This window comes from Micromonospora sp. NPDC005171 (assembly GCF_040608575.1).
In the GTDB taxonomy this organism is placed as follows: domain Bacteria; phylum Actinomycetota; class Actinomycetes; order Mycobacteriales; family Micromonosporaceae; genus Micromonospora.
In genome coordinates this window covers 572,286-588,073 of the sequence record NZ_JBEXIM010000001.1, presented here as the reverse complement: position 1 = coordinate 588,073, position 15,788 = coordinate 572,286, and the positions used below count along the sequence as shown (strand labels likewise).

Annotated in this window: 15 protein-coding genes; 10 read left to right on the top strand and 5 right to left on the bottom strand. The window is 71.6% G+C overall.

Annotation, left to right across the window (positions count from 1 at the left end; translation table 11 throughout):
• The first annotated feature begins 60 nt into the window (after positions 1–60).
• The 4 genes from ABZU74_RS02740 (at position 61) to ABZU74_RS02725 (ending at position 3,817) form a co-directional block, all read left to right on the top strand.
• The gene (locus ABZU74_RS02740) at positions 61–828 is read left to right on the top strand and encodes an SGNH/GDSL hydrolase family protein (RefSeq protein WP_355418237.1); all 768 of its coding nucleotides are present in this window, start codon (positions 61–63) and stop codon (positions 826–828) included.
• Positions 829–830: 2 nt separating this feature from the next.
• Entirely contained in the window at positions 831–1,277 is a 447-nt protein-coding gene (locus ABZU74_RS02735; protein ID WP_355417614.1) for a hypothetical protein, read from the top strand.
• A 126-nt stretch (positions 1,278–1,403) separates the two neighbouring features.
• A complete protein-coding gene (locus ABZU74_RS02730; protein ID WP_355417611.1) occupies positions 1,404–2,762 on the top strand; it encodes a hypothetical protein in 1,359 nt (452 codons plus the stop codon).
• A gap of 152 nt (positions 2,763–2,914) precedes the next feature.
• Positions 2,915–3,817 carry a sulfurtransferase gene (locus tag ABZU74_RS02725; protein ID WP_355417608.1) on the top strand — a complete coding sequence of 301 codons (903 nt, stop codon included), beginning with the start codon at positions 2,915–2,917 and terminating at the stop codon, positions 3,815–3,817.
• Between the two features lie 214 nt (positions 3,818–4,031).
• On the opposite strand, the gene ABZU74_RS02720 is transcribed toward ABZU74_RS02725, so the two are convergent.
• The 3 genes from ABZU74_RS02720 to ABZU74_RS02710 form a co-directional block, all read right to left on the bottom strand.
• Complete coding sequence (locus ABZU74_RS02720) at positions 4,032–5,225, bottom strand: hypothetical protein (protein WP_355417605.1); 1,194 nt, start codon at positions 5,223–5,225, stop codon at positions 4,032–4,034.
• A complete protein-coding gene (locus tag ABZU74_RS02715) occupies positions 5,222–5,770 on the bottom strand; it encodes a SigE family RNA polymerase sigma factor (RefSeq protein ID WP_355417602.1) in 549 nt (182 codons plus the stop codon). Before ABZU74_RS02715 ends, ABZU74_RS02720 begins: the two co-directional genes overlap by 4 nt.
• 70 nt (positions 5,771–5,840) lie before the next feature.
• Positions 5,841–6,422: a TetR family transcriptional regulator gene (locus tag ABZU74_RS02710; RefSeq protein WP_355417599.1), complete on the bottom strand. Its 582-nt coding sequence runs from the start codon at positions 6,420–6,422 to the stop codon at positions 5,841–5,843.
• A gap of 106 nt (positions 6,423–6,528) precedes the next feature.
• Here ABZU74_RS02710 and ABZU74_RS02705 point away from each other — a divergent pair, with 106 nt between their 5' ends.
• Positions 6,529–7,686, top strand: a complete 1,158-nt coding sequence (locus ABZU74_RS02705; protein ID WP_355417596.1) for an FAD-dependent oxidoreductase — start codon at positions 6,529–6,531, stop codon at positions 7,684–7,686.
• On the opposite strand, the gene ABZU74_RS02700 is transcribed toward ABZU74_RS02705, so the two are convergent.
• The gene (locus ABZU74_RS02700; protein WP_355417593.1) at positions 7,683–8,912 is read right to left on the bottom strand and encodes an MFS transporter; all 1,230 of its coding nucleotides are present in this window, start codon (positions 8,910–8,912) and stop codon (positions 7,683–7,685) included. The genes ABZU74_RS02705 and ABZU74_RS02700 overlap by 4 nt on opposite strands.
• Positions 8,913–9,119: 207 nt before the next feature.
• Between ABZU74_RS02700 and ABZU74_RS02695 the strand changes: the two genes are divergently transcribed.
• The 3 genes from ABZU74_RS02695 (at position 9,120) to ABZU74_RS02685 (ending at position 12,146) form a co-directional block, all read left to right on the top strand.
• Positions 9,120–9,719, top strand: coding sequence for a TetR/AcrR family transcriptional regulator (locus ABZU74_RS02695; RefSeq protein ID WP_355417590.1), 600 nt, complete (start codon positions 9,120–9,122; stop codon positions 9,717–9,719).
• A gap of 71 nt (positions 9,720–9,790) precedes the next feature.
• Positions 9,791–11,128, top strand: a complete 1,338-nt coding sequence (locus tag ABZU74_RS02690; RefSeq protein WP_355417587.1) for a biotin carboxylase N-terminal domain-containing protein — start codon at positions 9,791–9,793, stop codon at positions 11,126–11,128.
• A gap of 97 nt (positions 11,129–11,225) precedes the next feature.
• Positions 11,226–12,146, top strand: a complete 921-nt coding sequence (locus ABZU74_RS02685) for a hydroxymethylglutaryl-CoA lyase (RefSeq protein ID WP_355417584.1) — start codon at positions 11,226–11,228, stop codon at positions 12,144–12,146.
• Between the two features lie 54 nt (positions 12,147–12,200).
• Here the strand turns inward: ABZU74_RS02685 and ABZU74_RS02680 are convergent, their stop codons facing one another.
• Entirely contained in the window at positions 12,201–12,761 is a 561-nt protein-coding gene (locus tag ABZU74_RS02680; protein WP_355417581.1) for a snapalysin family zinc-dependent metalloprotease, read from the bottom strand.
• 169 nt (positions 12,762–12,930) lie between these two features.
• Here ABZU74_RS02680 and ABZU74_RS02675 point away from each other — a divergent pair, with 169 nt between their 5' ends.
• Together ABZU74_RS02675 and ABZU74_RS02670 are read left to right on the top strand one after the other, a co-directional pair.
• Positions 12,931–14,463 carry an acyl-CoA carboxylase subunit beta gene (locus ABZU74_RS02675; protein WP_355417578.1) on the top strand — a complete coding sequence of 511 codons (1,533 nt, stop codon included), beginning with the start codon at positions 12,931–12,933 and terminating at the stop codon, positions 14,461–14,463.
• A 78-nt stretch (positions 14,464–14,541) separates the two neighbouring features.
• Positions 14,542–15,690 (top strand): acyl-CoA dehydrogenase family protein, encoded by a 1,149-nt coding sequence (locus ABZU74_RS02670; protein ID WP_355417575.1) that lies wholly within the window; start codon positions 14,542–14,544, stop codon positions 15,688–15,690.
• Positions 15,691–15,788: the final 98 nt, after the last annotated feature.

The window sequence follows — 15,788 nt, the reverse complement described above, 5'->3', positions numbered from 1 at the left end:
GGCGTTCCTGCGGTGACAGACTGGTCGCCGCAGGCAACGAGTGGCGTGAGGGAGGCGCGGGTGCGCTGGCGCAGTTTTGTCGCGGTCGGGGACAGCTTCACCGAGGGTATGGACGACGCGTACCCCGACGGCACCTTCCGAGGTTGGGCGGACCTGGTGGCGACCCGGCTCGCGGCCGATGCGGGGCCCGACTTCCGGTACGCCAACCTGGCCATCCGGGGCCGGCTCTTCCCCAGCGTGGTCGCCGAGCAGGTGCCCTCCGCGGTGGCGATGAAGCCGGATCTGATCAGCTTCGCGGCCGGTGGCAACGACGTGCTGCGGCGCACCTTCGACCCGGACACGCTGGTCGCCCGCTTCGACGAGGTGGTCCGGCAACTCCGCTCGGGCGGCGCGGACGTGCTCCTCTTCCGGTTCGCGGACGTGATGGCCCGACTGCCCGGTCAACGCCTCGTCGCCCCCCGGGTGCAGCTGCTCAACCAGGCGGTCGGTGAGACCGCCGAGCGGCACGGCGCCATCATGGTCGACCTGTACGCCGACGACACGTTCCTCAACCCGATGCTCTGGAGCACCGACCGGTTGCACCTCTCCCCGGCTGGCCACCGGCGGGTCGCCGGGCAGGTGTTGAACGCCCTCGGGGTTGGTTGCGACGAGGAGTGGCTGATGGTCCCGCCGCACCCGGCGCCGTCGCCGTGGCTGGCCGCCCGAGCCGCCGACCTGCGTTGGGCCGGTCAGTACCTCGCCCCCTGGGTGAAGCGGCGGTTGACCGGTCGGTCGTCCGGCGACACGGTGACGGCGAAGCGCCCGCAACTCGGGCCGCTCGTCGACTGAGCGTGCTCACTCTGCACACCGCGGCACTGCTGCGCCGGGACCGGGACGGCGAGCCGGTGCCGGAGCACGCCGTGCTGGTCAGCGGCGACCGGGTCGAGGCCGTCGGCCCGCTGGCCGAGCTGAGTTCGGCGTACGCCGGTGCCCGGGTTCGCCGCTGGCCTGGAACGCTGGGGCCGGGTCTGCTGCACGACGGTCCGCTGCCGGCCGCGCCAACCCCGCGCGAGCGGGTGCACGCGCTGCTGCGTGTCGGGGTGACTGCGGTGCTGGCGGAATACCTGGCCGACCCGGCGCTGCGGGCCGCCGCCGGGCGCAGCGACCTGTTGGTGCTGCCCACCGCCGTGGCCCCGACGCTGCGTCCGGATGGGCGGGCCGACCTCACGGTGCACGGCGTCGACGGCACCTGTCTGGTGACAGTGGTCGCCGGTCGGATCGTCCACCGGCGCGCCTGACCAGGGCAGCCATTCCACTGTGGAGCGCCATGTCGAATCGGGGTCGCCCGATGTCTGCCCTCCCCGATAGCATCCGCTGCCCCCGCTGATCGGAAGGCGGGGACATCGGGGAAAGGTGGCTGAGGGATGACCCTCATACCTGGCACGACGACACCCGCAAGACCGCTCCGGGCCCTGCTGGCCGTGGGGCTTTCCGTGGCGGTCGCCGCCGGGACGCTCACGCTCACGGCTGCGCCGGCCGCGGCGAACGATGTGACGTACGCGCTGTCGCTCGGCGACAACCACCCACCGGGTGTGCCGACCGAGCTGCAAACCTCCGGTCAGCCGTGCACGGCGGACGAGCCGTACCAGTTGTGGCAGAACGACGACCTGACGCTCTCCGCCATCCTGCACGACCCGGACATCGACGTGAACGGTGGCACCGACCGGCTGACCGCGACCTTCGCGCTCTGGCCGGTCGACGAGCCGACGGCTCGGATCGAGCGGTTCGGGGCCAACGGGCGGGCAGGCGATCGGGAGAGCGGCCTCTTCGAACGGGAGACGCTGACCCACGACCGGGTGTACGCGTGGCAGGTCCAGGCGGCGGACAGTTGGGCAACCGGCGAGTGGAGCGGCCTCTGCTATCTCCGGACCGACTTCCAGGGCCCGGCCGTCCTGCCGGTCGTCACCTCCACCGACTTCCCCACCGAGGGCTGGCACCCGGCGCTGCCGGGTCAGTTCACCTTCGACGCGGCGGCGACACCGGACGCGGTCGGCTTCCGGTACGAGCTGCTCGGCGGCGACGGCGTCCACACGGTGTCGGCGGACCAGCCCGGTGGCTCGGCCACTGTCACGCTCCACCCGGATGCGGGCCCCAGCACCCTCGTGGTGTCGAGCCTTGACGCGGCCGGGAACAGGTCGCCCGAGGCGCGGTACGAGTTCCGGGCCAGCGACGTCGCGCCGATCATCACTGGCAGACTCACCGAGATCGGCGTGCCGACCACGTTCACCGTGCAGCCGCAGATGGCTGGAGTGGTCCGCTACCGGTTCCAGTTGGACGGCGACCCGGAGCAGACGGTGGACGCGGCGGCCGACGGCACCGCCACGCTCACCGTCACCGCGACCCGGGGCGGCTACCGGACGCTCTCCGTGACCAGCGTCACCGCCGACGGCGTGACCGCGACCGCGGCGAGCACCTTCCGGCTGACCACCGCCCCGAAGATAACCGCGACGGTCTATCAGCAGGGCGGCACCAGTGGGGGGCCGGGCGTGCCCGGAGTCTTCACCTTCACCCCGCGCCAGCCCGACGTGGTCAGCTACCGCTATCGCTTCGGCACGGTGACCAGCACCGTGGCCGCTGCGACCGACGGCACCGCGTCGGTGACCTGGACGCCGACGAAGGCGGGTCTGACCTCGCTCACCGTCTGGAGCATCGACGGGAACGGCACCCAGTCGGACGCGGCGTCCTTCACCTTCTTCGTCGGCAACCTGCCGCCGAGCAGCTAGCGGCTGCTGCCCCGGCTCGAGCAACCCGGCGGGTGGCTCAGCCGGGGATCAGTGAGCGACCGACCGGCCAACCGGCCCACCATCCCGTGCGGGGTGGTGGGCCGGTCCTGTTACAGCGGTCGTGAACGGCGATCCGGCGTACCTTGGGGATCATGTCTGTGCCGAACGATCCCGATCCCCGCCTCCAGTCGTACGCGGACCCGCAGCGGCTGGTCACCACCGAGTGGTTGGCCGAGCATCTGGGCGACGAGGGTCTCGTCGTCGTCGAGTCCGACGAGGACGTGCTGCTCTACGAGTCCGGTCACATTCCCGGTGCCGTCAAGGTCGACTGGCACCTGGAGCTGAACGATCAGGTGACCCGGGACTACCTGGACGCCAAGAGCTTCGCCGAGATGTGTGCCGCGAAGGGCATCGGCCGGGGCGACACCGTCGTCTTCTACGGCGACAACTTCAACTGGTGGGCCGCGTACGCCCTCTGGGTCTTCTCGCTCTTCGGCCACGCCGATGTGCGCCTCCTCGACGGCGGCCGGCAGAAGTGGATCGCCGAGGGGCGCGAGGTGACCCGCGACAAGTTGGCTCGCCCGCGCGCCGACTATCCGGTGCCGCTACGCGACGACGCCCCGCTGCGGGCGTTCCGTGAGCAGGTCATGGCGCACGTCGCGTCCGGCCGGCCACTTGTCGACGTCCGCTCGCCGGGTGAGTACACCGGCGAGATGCTGCACATGCCGGACTACCCGCAGGAGGGCGCGCTGCGCGGCGGGCACATCCCGGGCGCGGTCAGCAAGCCGTGGAAGTCCGCCGCCAACGAGGACGGCACGTTCAAGTCCGCCGACGAGCTAAAGGCGATTTACGCCGACCAGCTCGGGCTGAGCCCCGACGACGACGTGATCGCGTACTGCCGGATCGGCGAGCGGTCCAGCCACACCTGGTTCGTGCTGCGGCACCTGCTGGGCTACCCGCAGGTGCGCAACTACGACGGCTCGTGGACCGAGTGGGGCAACCTGGTTCGGGCGCCCGTCGTCAAGGGCGACCAGCCCGGTGGCCTGGCCGCCTGACCACCGGCCGCTCCCCGCTTGATCGACTCGGGTTCACCGATGTCGGGCTATCCCATCCGCCCGGACACGGCGAAATCAATGAACCCGAGTCGATCATGCCGAAACGACGCCGGCCGAGACGAGACGTCGCTGGCCGTGAGACCGCCGGCCGGGCGGGACGAGACGTGCCGGCCGTGAGACCGCCGGCCGGGCGGACCGCGCTCCGGGAATCTGGTCAGCCAGCGAGCGCGATCACGCCGCGCAGGTCGCCGATGATGCCGGTGATCTCGCCGGTCTCCGGGTGCCAGCGGGCCAGGGCGGCCGGTTCGAGTCGGAGCAGCACCGCGCCCTTGTTGTCCCAGCCCAGCACTGGACAGCAGCCCTTGGCGCGATCCCGGCCCAGGTCGAGCAGGTGGAGCACGGCACCGGTCCGCGCGTCGAGCACCGCCGCCGCCTCGGCGCCGTTGATCTCGCTGCTGGTGATCCAGGCTGCTCGGGCCAGCCGCTCGCCGTGCAGCCAGCCCCGGCCGTAGAACTCGTTGACCTGGTAGGGCGACGGCAGCGCCGAGGCATTGATCGGCTGTTCGGAGCGGAGCTCGCCCTCCCGGGCGGTCCGGCTGCGGAGCATCAGGCTGGTCCCCTCGCCGTACGTCTCGATCAACGGGGCCTCGCGGCCGGCGGCCGGGTCGGGTGCGATCAACTCCCAGGTCGACACGTCGATCGTGCTGGCCGCCCCGGTGACCCGGTCCACCGCGTACGTCCGGTCGTCGCCGCCGACCAGCACCCGGTCGTGCGCCCACACCACCTGCTCCAGGTAGCCGTCGAGCGGTATCCGGCGGACGGCCGCCGTGGTGAGGTCGATCATGACCAGCTCTTTGGTCTGCGCGAACGCGGCCGACCGGCCGTCCGGCGACAGCACCCCGGGCTTCACGGCGGGCGCCTCGTTGCCGCCCGCGTCCCGGGTCGGTGCCAGCGTCACCACGTCGAGGCTGCGCACCACGCCGTCGTTGCCGAGCACCCGGACCGGGCCGTTCGCGCGGTTCTCCTCGTCCAACGGCTGGAACAGCGCCAGTGCCCGCTGGACCGGTCGCTCAGAGAGTGGCACGGTCGCCGGGTCGCCGAGCCGGGCCAACGGATCGGGCGGGAAGGTCAGCTCGGCGGGCGGTCGCTGCACCGGACCCGCGTGGGAGGGGTCGACGGTCGGGGTCACCGTCGGACCCACCGGAGGGACCGGCGCCGGATCGGTGGGCGGTCGCAGCGCCGCCACCGTGCCACCACCGACCAGTGCCACGGCCAGGGCGACCACTCCGACGGCCCGTCGGGTACGCCGGGTCCGCCGAGCCCGCTCCCACCCGGCGGCGGCCGGCTGGCTGGGCAGCACGTCCTCGACGCTGACGGTCAGCAGTCGGCGCAGCTCCTGCTCGTTCACGGGTTCACCTCCAGACCGCTGGCCAGATCGGCCGAGCCTCGGCCCGGTCGGGCATCGGGGGCGAGGTCCGGGGCGACCTCGCGGAGTCGGCGCAGCGCCGCGTGGCACTGGCTCTTCACGGTGCCGACGGTCACCCCCAGCGCCTCGGCGGTGGCGACCTCGGTCAGGTCCTCGTAGTAGCGCAACACCAGCACGGCCCGCTGCCGTGGTGGCAGCAGGCCGAGCGCGTCGTGCATCGTCAGCCGTAACGCGCCGTCACGGTCGTGGGCCACCTGGTCCGGCGGCGCGGCGCTCAGCCATTCCCGCCGCCGGCGACGCCACCACGACACCGAGTCCCGGTAGAGGATGGCCCGCACGTACGCGGAGGGGTCGCCGTTGCGGACCGAGGACCAGCGCAGCGCCAGCTTCAGCAGCGCGTCCTGGAGGAGGTCTTCGGCCTGATGCTGGTTGCCGCAGATCAGGTAGGCCGCGCGGAGCAGTCGGTGCTGGTGGTTCTCCACGAAGGCGAGGTAGCCGTCGCGTCCGTCGTCGCCCGTCGGCGCCATCCGCCCTCCTCCCGGCCGTCGCGCTGTACGCGTCATCTGGCAGACGCACGGGAGGTGGGAAAAGGTTGGGTCAGCTCGGTGGCGTTCCGGTCAGATAGCGCTGGAGGGTCGGCGCGACCCAGCGGACCAACTCTTCCGGCGTGGTGTCCACCATGGGCGGCAGCCGGACGATGTATCGGGTGAACGCGAGGCCGAGGACCTGACTGGCCACCAGGCCGGCCCGGCGCGCGGTCAGCGCCGGATCGGTGCCGAACGTGGCCACGGCGGCGGTGAGCTGGTTGGCGAAGATGCCGCGCATGCGGTCGGCCGCGCCGGGATTGGTGCTGGCGGCCCGCAGCAGCGCCACCAGGGTCTCGTCGCCCTCCCAGCGGGCGAGGAAGTGTCGGACCAGCACCTCGCCGAGGTGGGCGGGCGACACCGAGGCCAGGTCGGGCAGGCGCAGGTCGAACTCGGCCGCCGCCGCGAAGAGCCCTTCCTTGCTGCCGTAGTAGCGCATGACCATCGACGGGTCGATCTGGGCGTCGGCGGCGATGGCCCGGATCGTGGCGCGCTCGTAGCCGTCCGCGGCGAACCGTTCCCGGGCCGCTCGCAAGATCGCCGCCCTGGTGGCGTCGGAGCGGCGAGGTTGGGTCGACGGGGCGGACGAGGTCATGCCAACGACCGTATGCCAACAACTGTTGACACGCAATCAGCAGGGATCTAGCGTTGCCAACACGCGTTTGCCAACAGGTGTTGGCAACGGTCTTCCGGAGGTGGCCATGCTGCCCACGAGCACCGACGTCCTGGTGGTGGGCGCCGGCCCCACCGGTCTCGCCACCGCGTTGACGCTGGCCCGGCGCGGTGCCGAGGTGACAGTGCTGGACCGGTTGGCCGCGCCGCCAACGACCTCCCGCGCCGCCGTCGTGCACGCGTACACCCTGGAGGTGCTGGACCGGATCGGCGCCGCGGCGCCGCTGATCGCCCAGGCGGTGCGGGCGCCGCGCTTCACAGTGCGCGACCGGGACCGGGTGCTGCTGTCGGTGCCGTTCCACGAGTTGCCATCCCGCTTCCCCTACGCGCTGCTGGTCTCCCAGGCGGTCACCGAGGCCGTGCTCACCGAGAAGCTGGCCGAACTCGGTGTCCAGATACGACGGTCGCGTCAGCTCAGCGGGCTGAGCCGCACCGGAGGCGGCCTGCTCGCGCAGGTCGACGGGGAGACGCTGCGCGCCCGGTTCGTGGTCGGCGCGGACGGCCTGCACAGCACCGTCCGGCAGCTGGCCGGCATCGGCTTCACCGGGAGCAGCGACGAGGAGTCCTTCGTCCTCGCCGACGTGCGGGTGCGCAGCGTGCTGCCCCGCGACGAGGCGGCGCTCTTCCTCGCCCGCCCCGGGCCGATGGTCTGGGCGCCACTCCCCGGCGGGGTGGTCCGGTTGGTAGCCGCCGTGGAGACGGCCCCGGCCGAACCGGACGTGGCCTACCTGCAAGCGCTGCTCGACGAGCGCGGCCCAGCGCGACGACCCGACCGGGTGACCGACGTGCTCTGGGGCTCCCGGTTCCGGGTGCACCACCGGATCGCCGACACCTTCCGAGCCGGGCCGGTGCTGCTGGCCGGCGACGCCGGGCACGTGCACAGCCCGGCCGGTGGGCAGGGCATGAACCTCGGCATCTGCGACGCCGTCGCGCTCGGCACCGCCGTGGCGGACGTGCTCGACGGTGGCCCGGAGACGCTGCTCGACGACTACAACACCCGGCAACGGCCGATGGCCGAGGACGTGATGGGCTTCGCCGCCGGGCTGACCAGGTTAGCCGGCACCTCCCCGGCCGGTCGGCCCGCCCGGGACGTGCTGCTCCGGCTGCTCGGTGCCGTCCCACCGGCCCGTCGGCGGATCGCGCTGCGCCTGTCCGGGCTTTCCCACCGGGAGCGAACGCCCGGCTAGACCGCGCCGCTGCGGCTCAGCACACCGGGTGCGACCGGCCTCAAGGCCCGCCATGCCACGACGGTGACCAGCGCGAACGTCCCCGCCGCCGCGCCCGCCACCGGCACCGTGCCGTACGCCGCGGCGGCCAGCCCGGCAAGTGCCGCCCCGAGCGGCGCGGTGAGCAGACCGACCATCCGCTGGGCCGCGCCGACCCGGCCGAGCAGCTCGCTCGGCACGTGCCGTTGCCCGTACGACGCGCAGAGGCTGTTCCACACCACAGTGCCGGCGGCGAAGACGGCCAGCGCGATCCCACCCGGTAGCGGATGCCGGGCCAGCGCGAAGCCGGCAAGCGCCACGGTCTCCACGGCCAGCACCACCCGCAGCGCCGGCACCTCGCCGAGCCAGGCGGCCAGCCGCCCCGCCCCGAGTGCCCCGGCCACACCCCCGACGATGGCGGCGGCGGCGAACAGCCCGTACCCGGCCGGCGGCACCCGCAGCACGTCCAGCGCGTAGAGCACCAGCACCGCGATGATTCCGCTGATCGCCAGGTTGCTCGCGGCGGCGAGCACTGTTACCCGCCACAGGGGCCGGTGCGCGCGCAGCCAGCGCAGCCCCTCGACGATCTCGCTCCACACCGAGCCGCGCCGCCGGGCCGCCCCGGCGCTGACGGCGGGAACCGGGCTGAGCGCCAGGACCAGCAGGGCGGCCGCCGCGAAGGTGACGGCGTCGAGGGCGAACGGAAGGGCCGGGGCGACGGCGAACAGGACACCGGCGGCGGGCGCCCCGAGGAAACCACCGGCCACCGCTGCCCCCGCCTGGAGCCGGCCGTTCGCCCGGGGCAGCGCGTCCGGCGGCACCAGCGCGGGGAGTAGCGCGAACGAGGCGGAGTCGAAGAGGGTGCCCAACGTGGCGAGCAGAAACGCCGCCACCAGCAACACCAGGACGCTGATCCGGTTGAGCGCGACCACCACGGCCAACGCCGCCACCACCGCAGCGCGTACCCCGTCGACCACTGCCATCGTCCGCCGCCGGTCCCAGCGGTCCGCGTACACGCCACCGAGCAGGCCGAAGAGCAGCGGCGGCAACTGACCGGCCACGGTGACCGCCGCGATGACCCGAGGATCGCGGGTCACGGTCGCGGCCAACAGGGCCAGCGCCGGCGTACGTAGCGCGTCGCCGAACCGGGACGAGACGGCCGCGGACCACAGGAGCCGGAAGTCCCGGCCGAGAGCGGAGGAAGTCATGCCGGCGACCGTGCCGGTTCGACCGGGTCGAGGGTCAAGCCGCCGGGTTGAAGGGGGGCCACGCCGCCGCGCTGCGCGCGGAGCACGACCTGGACCAGGACGCTGACCCTCGCTGGCCGCCCCTGGCCAGGTCAGGGGCGGCCCGCCTCGGGGCGGACGGAACTGACCGGCAACCATCGCGAGCTTCTCGCGGTCTAGGCTTGCCCGGTGACGGTGGAGCAGCAGGCACGGGGTGCGTCGGGTGCGGGCCGGCGCAGGTCCCGCAAGGACGAGATCCTGGAGATCGCGGTAGGTCTGTTCGCGGCGCGTGGCTACCACGGCGTGTCGATGGACGACATCGGCGCCGCCGCCGGGGTCACCGGTCCGGCGCTCTACCACCACTTCGCCGGCAAGGAGGCCATGCTGGCAGCCGCGCTGATTCCGGTCAGTGAGGGGTTGCTGGCCGGCGGGCGGGAACGCGCCGCCGGGCGCTCCGACGACCCGCGCGGCGTGCTGGAGTCATTGATCGACTTCCACGTCGAGTTCGCGCTGGCCAACCCGGCGGTGATCGCGCTGCACCTGCACGAGCTGGACCGCCTGCCCGAGGAGCCGCGGCGGCGGATCCGTCGCCTGCAACGGCTCTACGTCGAGGAGTGGGTGACAGTGCTCACCGCGCTGCACCCGGGGATGCCCGACGGTGAGGCGCGGGTGCTCGCGCACGCCGCGTTCGGTCTGATGAACTCGACGCCGTTCCTCGGTGGTGAGGTGGATCGGCGACGCCGGGCCGAGTTGCTGCGCGGCGCGACCCTGGCCGCGCTGCTCGCCTGAGCCGACTCGTCAGAACCGTGTCGGTCATGATTCCCTGACATCGTCCCACCATCCGGACGCCGGGAGGAAACATGATCGAGTCACTGCTTGTCGCCAATCGCGGCGAGATCGCCCGCCGGATCATCCGGACCGCCAAGCGGCTCGGCATCCGCGCGATCGCTGTGCACTCGGAGGCCGACGCCGACCTGCCGTTCGTCGCGGAGGCGGACGAGGCGGTCCTCATCGGCCCACCGAACCCGGCGCTGAGCTACCGCAACACCGAGGCGATCCTCGCCGCCGCCAAGTCGACCGGCGCGCAGGCCATCCACCCCGGGTACGGCTTCCTGTCGGAGAACGCCGAGTTCGCCCGTACCGTCGAGGCGAGCGGCCTGATCTGGGTCGGGCCCGACGCGGACGCGATCACCGCGATGGGCGACAAGATCAACGCTCGGAACCTGATGGCGGCGGCCGGTGTTCCGGTCGCGTCCGGTACCACCGACCCGACCGTCGACCTGGACGCGGCGGTGACGGCCGCTGCCGAGATCGGCTACCCGGTGATGGTCAAGGCCGCGGCCGGCGGTGGCGGCATGGGCATGGGCGTGGCCGTCGACGAGGCCGCGCTGCGCACCGAGTACGACAAGGTGCGCGCGTTCGCCGAGCGGATGTTCGGCGACGGTTCGGTGTTGATCGAGCGGTACTTTCCCCGGGTGCGGCACGTCGAGGTGCAGATCCTCGGCCTGGCCGACGGCCGGGTGGTGGCGCTCGGCGAGCGGGAGTGCTCGGTGCAGCGGCGCAACCAGAAGCTGGTCGAGGAGTCCCCGTCGCCGGCGGTCTCGCCGGAGCTGCGGTCCCGGCTCCTGGCCGCGGCGGTGCGGGCCGGCGAGGCGGTCGGCTATCGCAACGCGGGCACTGTGGAGTGCCTGCTGGACCCGGCCACCGGCGAGTTCTTCTTCCTGGAGATGAACACGCGGTTGCAGGTGGAGCACCCGGTGACCGAGTACGTCTACGGCATCGACCTGGTCGAGGAGCAGTTGCGGGTGGCCTCCGGGTTGGCGCCGACGTTCGACCCGGACGCGTTGACCCCGGGTGGCCACGCCATCGAAATGCGGATCAACGCGGAGGACCCGAAGCGCTTTCTGCCCGGTCCCGGTGTGATCAGGACGTGGGTGGAGCCGACGGGCGAGGGTGTCCGGGTGGACTCCGGCTACACCGAGGGCAACACGGTCACACCGTTCTACGACAGCCTGCTGGCCAAGCTGATCGTCAGCGGCGCGACCCGCGAAGAGGTGCTCGAACGTGCGGAGGGTGCGGTCGCCGCGTTCCAGATCGTCGGCCCGAAGAACAACGTCTCCTTCTTCGCCGAGTTGCTGCAGAACGAGGAGTTCCGCTCCGGCGCCTACGACACGGGCATCGTCTCCCGCATGCGTTGACCAGCCAGGTCGTCGTTCCCGGGTCGGCGGGGCGAGACTGGTAGAGAGCAAAGCGGCCGACATCCCGCCCCGACCCGACGTCACAGCGAGGTGACCGATGAGCCAGTTGCCAGATTCCGTCTCGATCCGCGAGGTTGGGCCGCGGGACGGGTTGCAGAACGAGGACCCGATCCCGACCGACGCCAAGGTGCGGCTGCTCGACGCCCTCTCCGCCACCGGCGTACGCCGAATCGAGGCGGTGTCGTTCGTGCACCCCAAGGCGATTCCGCAGATGGCCGACGCCGACGAGGTGTGGCAGCGGGCGACGAAGGCCGACGGGGTGCGGTACTCCGCGTTGGTGCCGAACACCCGGGGCGCCCAGCGGGCCCTCGCCGCCGGGTTCACCGAGATCGAGGTGGTGGTCTCGGCCAGTGACACGCACAACCGGCGCAACGTCAACCGGTCCACCGACGAGTCGCTGGACGACATCGCCGAGCTGATCGACCTGCTGCACGGCGCGTCGGCGCGGGTCGAGGTGATCGTGGCGACCAGCTTCGGCTGCCCGTACGAGGGGGACATCGACCCGCAGCGGGTGGCCGGGATCGTGGACCGGGTGGTCCGCGACGGCGCGGACCGGGTCGCGTTCGGCGACACCACGGGCATGGGAACCCCACGCCGGGTCCGCGAGCTGGTGACCGCGGTACGTGACCGCAACGCGCACGTGCCGGTCCTGCTGCACTTCCACAACACCAGGGGTACGGCGCTGGCCAACCTGTTGACCGCGCTGGAGCTGGGCGTTACCGAGTTCGATGCCAGCGTGGGCGGCCTGGGCGGCTGCCCGTACGCGCCGGGGGCGAGCGGCAACCTGGCCACCGAGGAGGCCGTGCACATGCTGCATGACATGGGCATCGACACCGGCATCGACCTGCCGGCGCTGATCGAGGTGGCGGAGTTGGCCGAGGAACTGCTCGGCAAGAAGCTGCCGTCCGGGGTGCTGCGGGCCGGCCCACGCACCCGGCTGACGCCGCTGCCGAGCTGAGGACGTGACGAAGGGGCCGACGCACGCGCCGGCCCCTTCGATGTGCCAGGTCGGTCAGCTCACGGGGGTGAGCATGCTCGGCCAGCTGTCGCGGAAGATGTCAGCGCTGCGGTCGGTGGCGCTGAACGTGCCGGCGAAGAGGCTGCTGACCCGGCTCGCCTCGGCGCTGCTCGGGTACGGGTTGGTGCAGCTGGTGCCGGCGCTGCCGCCGGACATCAGCAGCGCGCAGTTCCCGTTGTAGTTGTCCGGCAGGCCGAGGATGTGCCCGATCTCGTGCGTCATGATCCGCAGCGGGCTGTACTGCGCCGCCTGCTGGGTGTCGATGTAGACCCGGCCGTTGCCGAGGCTGGTCCGCACGGCGTACGAGCCACCGCCGGTGATCTGGTAGATCCGCAGGTTGGAGCCGCAGTTCGCGGAGAGCGTCAGGTTCGTGGTGGCGTTGTTCCAGATCGAGGCGGCCTGGTTGGCGGTGCCGGCGTAGTTGCCCGCCTGGCTGGTGTTGTAGCAGATGGTCATGGCGGCGGACGCGGGCGCGGGGTTGGCGACCGTGACGCCGAGGGTGGCACCTGCGGTCGCCACCAGGGCGACCGCGAGCCGACTGAGTCGTGAGGTCATCGCTGACTCCAATCCGGGAGGAGGGGGTGCCAGGAGCCTAGCGATATGTATTCATGTTTTTCAATGTCTTGCCCTCGGCCCGGCTGTCTGGTTCGCTCGTAGGTCGCCGACAGTCGTCCCCATGCGATAGCCTAACGATCGTTCAGGTCAGTATGGCGGAGGAGTCGGCGTGACGCTCGACGGTGAGGCACTTGAGCAGCTGCGCAAGCGGGCCCGGTCCGGCGGCGCGGACAAATACCACGCGGCCAACGCGGCCAAGGGCAAGCTCTTCGCCCGTGAGCGGGTCGCGCTCCTGGTCGACGAGGGCTCGTTCGTCGAGGACGGCCTCTATGCCAACGCGCTCGCCGAGGGGTTGCCCGCCGACGGCGTGGTGACCGGCACCGCCACGATCGACGGTCGCCAGGTCTGCCTGATGGCCAACGACTCCACCGTCAAGGCCGGCAGCTGGGGCGCCCGCACCGTCGAGAAGATCATCAGGATCATCGAGCGGGCGTACGGCGCCAGCGTGCCGATGGTCTACCTGGTCGACTCGGCCGGAGCCCGGATCACCGACCAGGTCGATCTCTTCCCCGGCCGACGCGGCGCCGGCAAGATCTTCTGGAACCAGGTTCGCGCCTCAGGCTCGATCCCGCAGGTCTGCGCGCTGTTCGGTCCGAGCGCCGCCGGTGGGGCGTACATCCCGGCGTTCTGTGACGTGGTGGCGCTCGTCGACGGCAACGCGAGCATGTATCTCGGCTCCGACCGGATGGTCGAGATGGTCACCGGCGAGAAGACCACCCTGGAGGCGATGGGCGGGGCCAAGGTGCACACCGCCGAATCCGGGGTCGGGCACTTCCTCTGCAAGACCGAGGCCGACGCGCTCGACGTGGTGAAGACCTACCTGTCGTACCTGCCGGCGAACTGGACGCAGGCGCCGCCGACCGCGCCGGCGGTCGCCGCGCCCGCGAAGGCCGACCTGGCCGCGCTGGTGCCGGCCAGCGAGCGGCAGGCGTTCGACATGCGACGGTACGTGAAGGGCCTGCTCGACGAGGGTTCGTTCTTCGAGATCCAGGCGCTCTGGGCCAAGGAGTTGACCATCGGCTTCGGCCGTCTCGACGGTCAGGTCGTCGGCGTGGTCGGCAACAACTCGATGTTCAAGGGCGGCGTGCTCTTCGTCGACTCGGCCGACAAGGCCACCCGGTTCGTGCAGCTCTGCGACGCGTTCAACGTGCCGCTGCTGTTCCTCAGCGACGTGCCCGGCTTCATGGTCGGCAGCGCGGTGGAGAAGCAGGGCATCATCCGGCACGGCGCCAAGATGATCACCGCGATCTCCGAGGCGACAGTGCCGAAGATCTGCGTGGTGGTCCGCAAGGCGTACGGCGCCGGTCTCTACGCGATGGCCGGTCCCGGCTTCGAGCCGGACGCCACGATCGCGTTGCCGACCGCGAAGATCGCCGTGATGGGCGCCGAGGCCGCCGTGAACGCGGTCTACGCCAACAAGATCGCCGCCATCGCGGACGAGGACGAGCGGGCCGCCTTCGTCGCCGCCAAGCGCGCCGAGTACGAGCAGGACATCGACGTCGTCCGGCTCGCCAGCGAGCTGGTGGTGGACGCCATCGTCGAGCCGCACGACCTGCGCACCGAGCTGGTCCGCCGCTTCGCGGCGGCGCGTACCAAGGATCGGCACTTCTCCCGGCGTCGGCACGGCGTCACCCCGGTCTGATCATCGACTCAGGCCCGCACAGCGACCCGCCCCCGGCGTCACGAGCGTCGAGGCGGACCGTCCTTACAGGAGGATGAGATGGACTTCCGGCTCACCGACGAACAAGCGGCGCTGCGCGAGAGCGTGCGGGAATTCGCCCGCGAGGTGGTCGCCCCGGTCATCGCCGAGCACTACGAGCAGCACACCTTCCCCTACGAGGTGGTCCGGCAGATGGGCAAGATGGGCCTGTTCGGCCTGCCCTTCGACGAGGAGCACGGCGGCATGGGCGGCGACTACTTCGCGCTCTGCCTGGCCTTGGAGGAGTTGGCCCGGGTCGACTCCAGCGTGGCCATCACGCTGGAGGCGGCGGTCTCGCTGGGCGCGATGCCGATCTACCGCTTCGGCACCGAGGAGCAGAAGGCGACCTGGCTGCCCCGGCTGCTCAGCGGCGAGGCGCTGGCCGGCTTCGGTCTGACCGAGCCGGGCACCGGCTCGGACGCCGCCGGCACGCAGACCCGGGCCGTGCTGGACGGCGACGAGTGGGTGATCAACGGTTCGAAGGCGTTCATCACCAACTCGGGCACCGACATCACGGTCATGGTCACGGTCACAGCGGTGACCGGCACGAACCCGGACGGCTCCAAGGAGCTGTCGACGATCATCGTGCCGACCGGCACGCCCGGGTTCACCGTCGCGCCCGGCTACTCCAAGGTGGGCTGGACCGCGTCGGACACCCACGAGCTGACCTTCGACGACTGTCGGGTGCCGGCCGCCAACCTGCTCGGCGCCCGGGGTCGGGGTTTCGCGCAGTTCCTGCGGATCCTCGACGAGGGCCGGATCGCCATCGCCGCGCTGGCCGTGGGCCTCGCCCAGGGCTGTGTCGACGAGTCGATCAAGTATGCGAAGGAGCGGCACGCCTTCGGTCAGCCGATCGGCGCCAACCAGGCGATCCAGTTCAAGATCGCCGACATGGAGATGAAGGCCCACACCGCCCGGTTGGCGTACTACGACGCCGCCGCGCGAATGCTGGCCGGTGAGCCGTTCAAGCGGCAGGCCGCCATGGCGAAGCTGCACGCCAGCACGATCGCGGTGGACAACGCCCGGGACGCCACCCAGATCCACGGCGGGTACGGCTTCATGAACGAGTACCCGGTGGCCCGGTTCTGGCGGGACTCGAAGATCCTGGAGATCGGCGAGGGCACCAGTGAGGTGCAGCGCATGATCATCGCTCGAGATCTGGGTCTCTGACTGGTCCAGCCCGACCCATCGGCCGGTCGTCCCGGATGGACTGTCCGTACGGCTGTCGGGTTTCGGCGAGCGGGCGTCAGTAGCCCGACGTTCGACTG

Excerpts from the sequence above, each read along its gene's own strand:
- ABZU74_RS02685 (WP_355417584.1), top strand. The coding sequence starts at position 11,226 with ATGAGCCAGTTGCCAGATTCCGTCTCGATCCGCGAGGTTGGGCCGCGG.
- ABZU74_RS02710 (WP_355417599.1), bottom strand. The coding sequence starts at position 6,422 with ATGACCTCGTCCGCCCCGTCGACCCAACCTCGCCGCTCCGACGCCACC.
- ABZU74_RS02690 (WP_355417587.1), top strand. The coding sequence starts at position 9,791 with ATGATCGAGTCACTGCTTGTCGCCAATCGCGGCGAGATCGCCCGCCGG.
- ABZU74_RS02680 (WP_355417581.1), bottom strand. The coding sequence starts at position 12,761 with ATGACCTCACGACTCAGTCGGCTCGCGGTCGCCCTGGTGGCGACCGCA.
- ABZU74_RS02725 (WP_355417608.1), top strand. The coding sequence starts at position 2,915 with ATGTCTGTGCCGAACGATCCCGATCCCCGCCTCCAGTCGTACGCGGAC.
- ABZU74_RS02715 (WP_355417602.1), bottom strand. The coding sequence starts at position 5,770 with ATGGCGCCGACGGGCGACGACGGACGCGACGGCTACCTCGCCTTCGTG.
- ABZU74_RS02730 (WP_355417611.1), top strand. The coding sequence starts at position 1,404 with ATGACCCTCATACCTGGCACGACGACACCCGCAAGACCGCTCCGGGCC.
- ABZU74_RS02670 (WP_355417575.1), top strand. The coding sequence starts at position 14,542 with ATGGACTTCCGGCTCACCGACGAACAAGCGGCGCTGCGCGAGAGCGTG.
- ABZU74_RS02700 (WP_355417593.1), bottom strand. The coding sequence starts at position 8,912 with ATGACTTCCTCCGCTCTCGGCCGGGACTTCCGGCTCCTGTGGTCCGCG.
- ABZU74_RS02705 (WP_355417596.1), top strand. The coding sequence starts at position 6,529 with ATGCTGCCCACGAGCACCGACGTCCTGGTGGTGGGCGCCGGCCCCACC.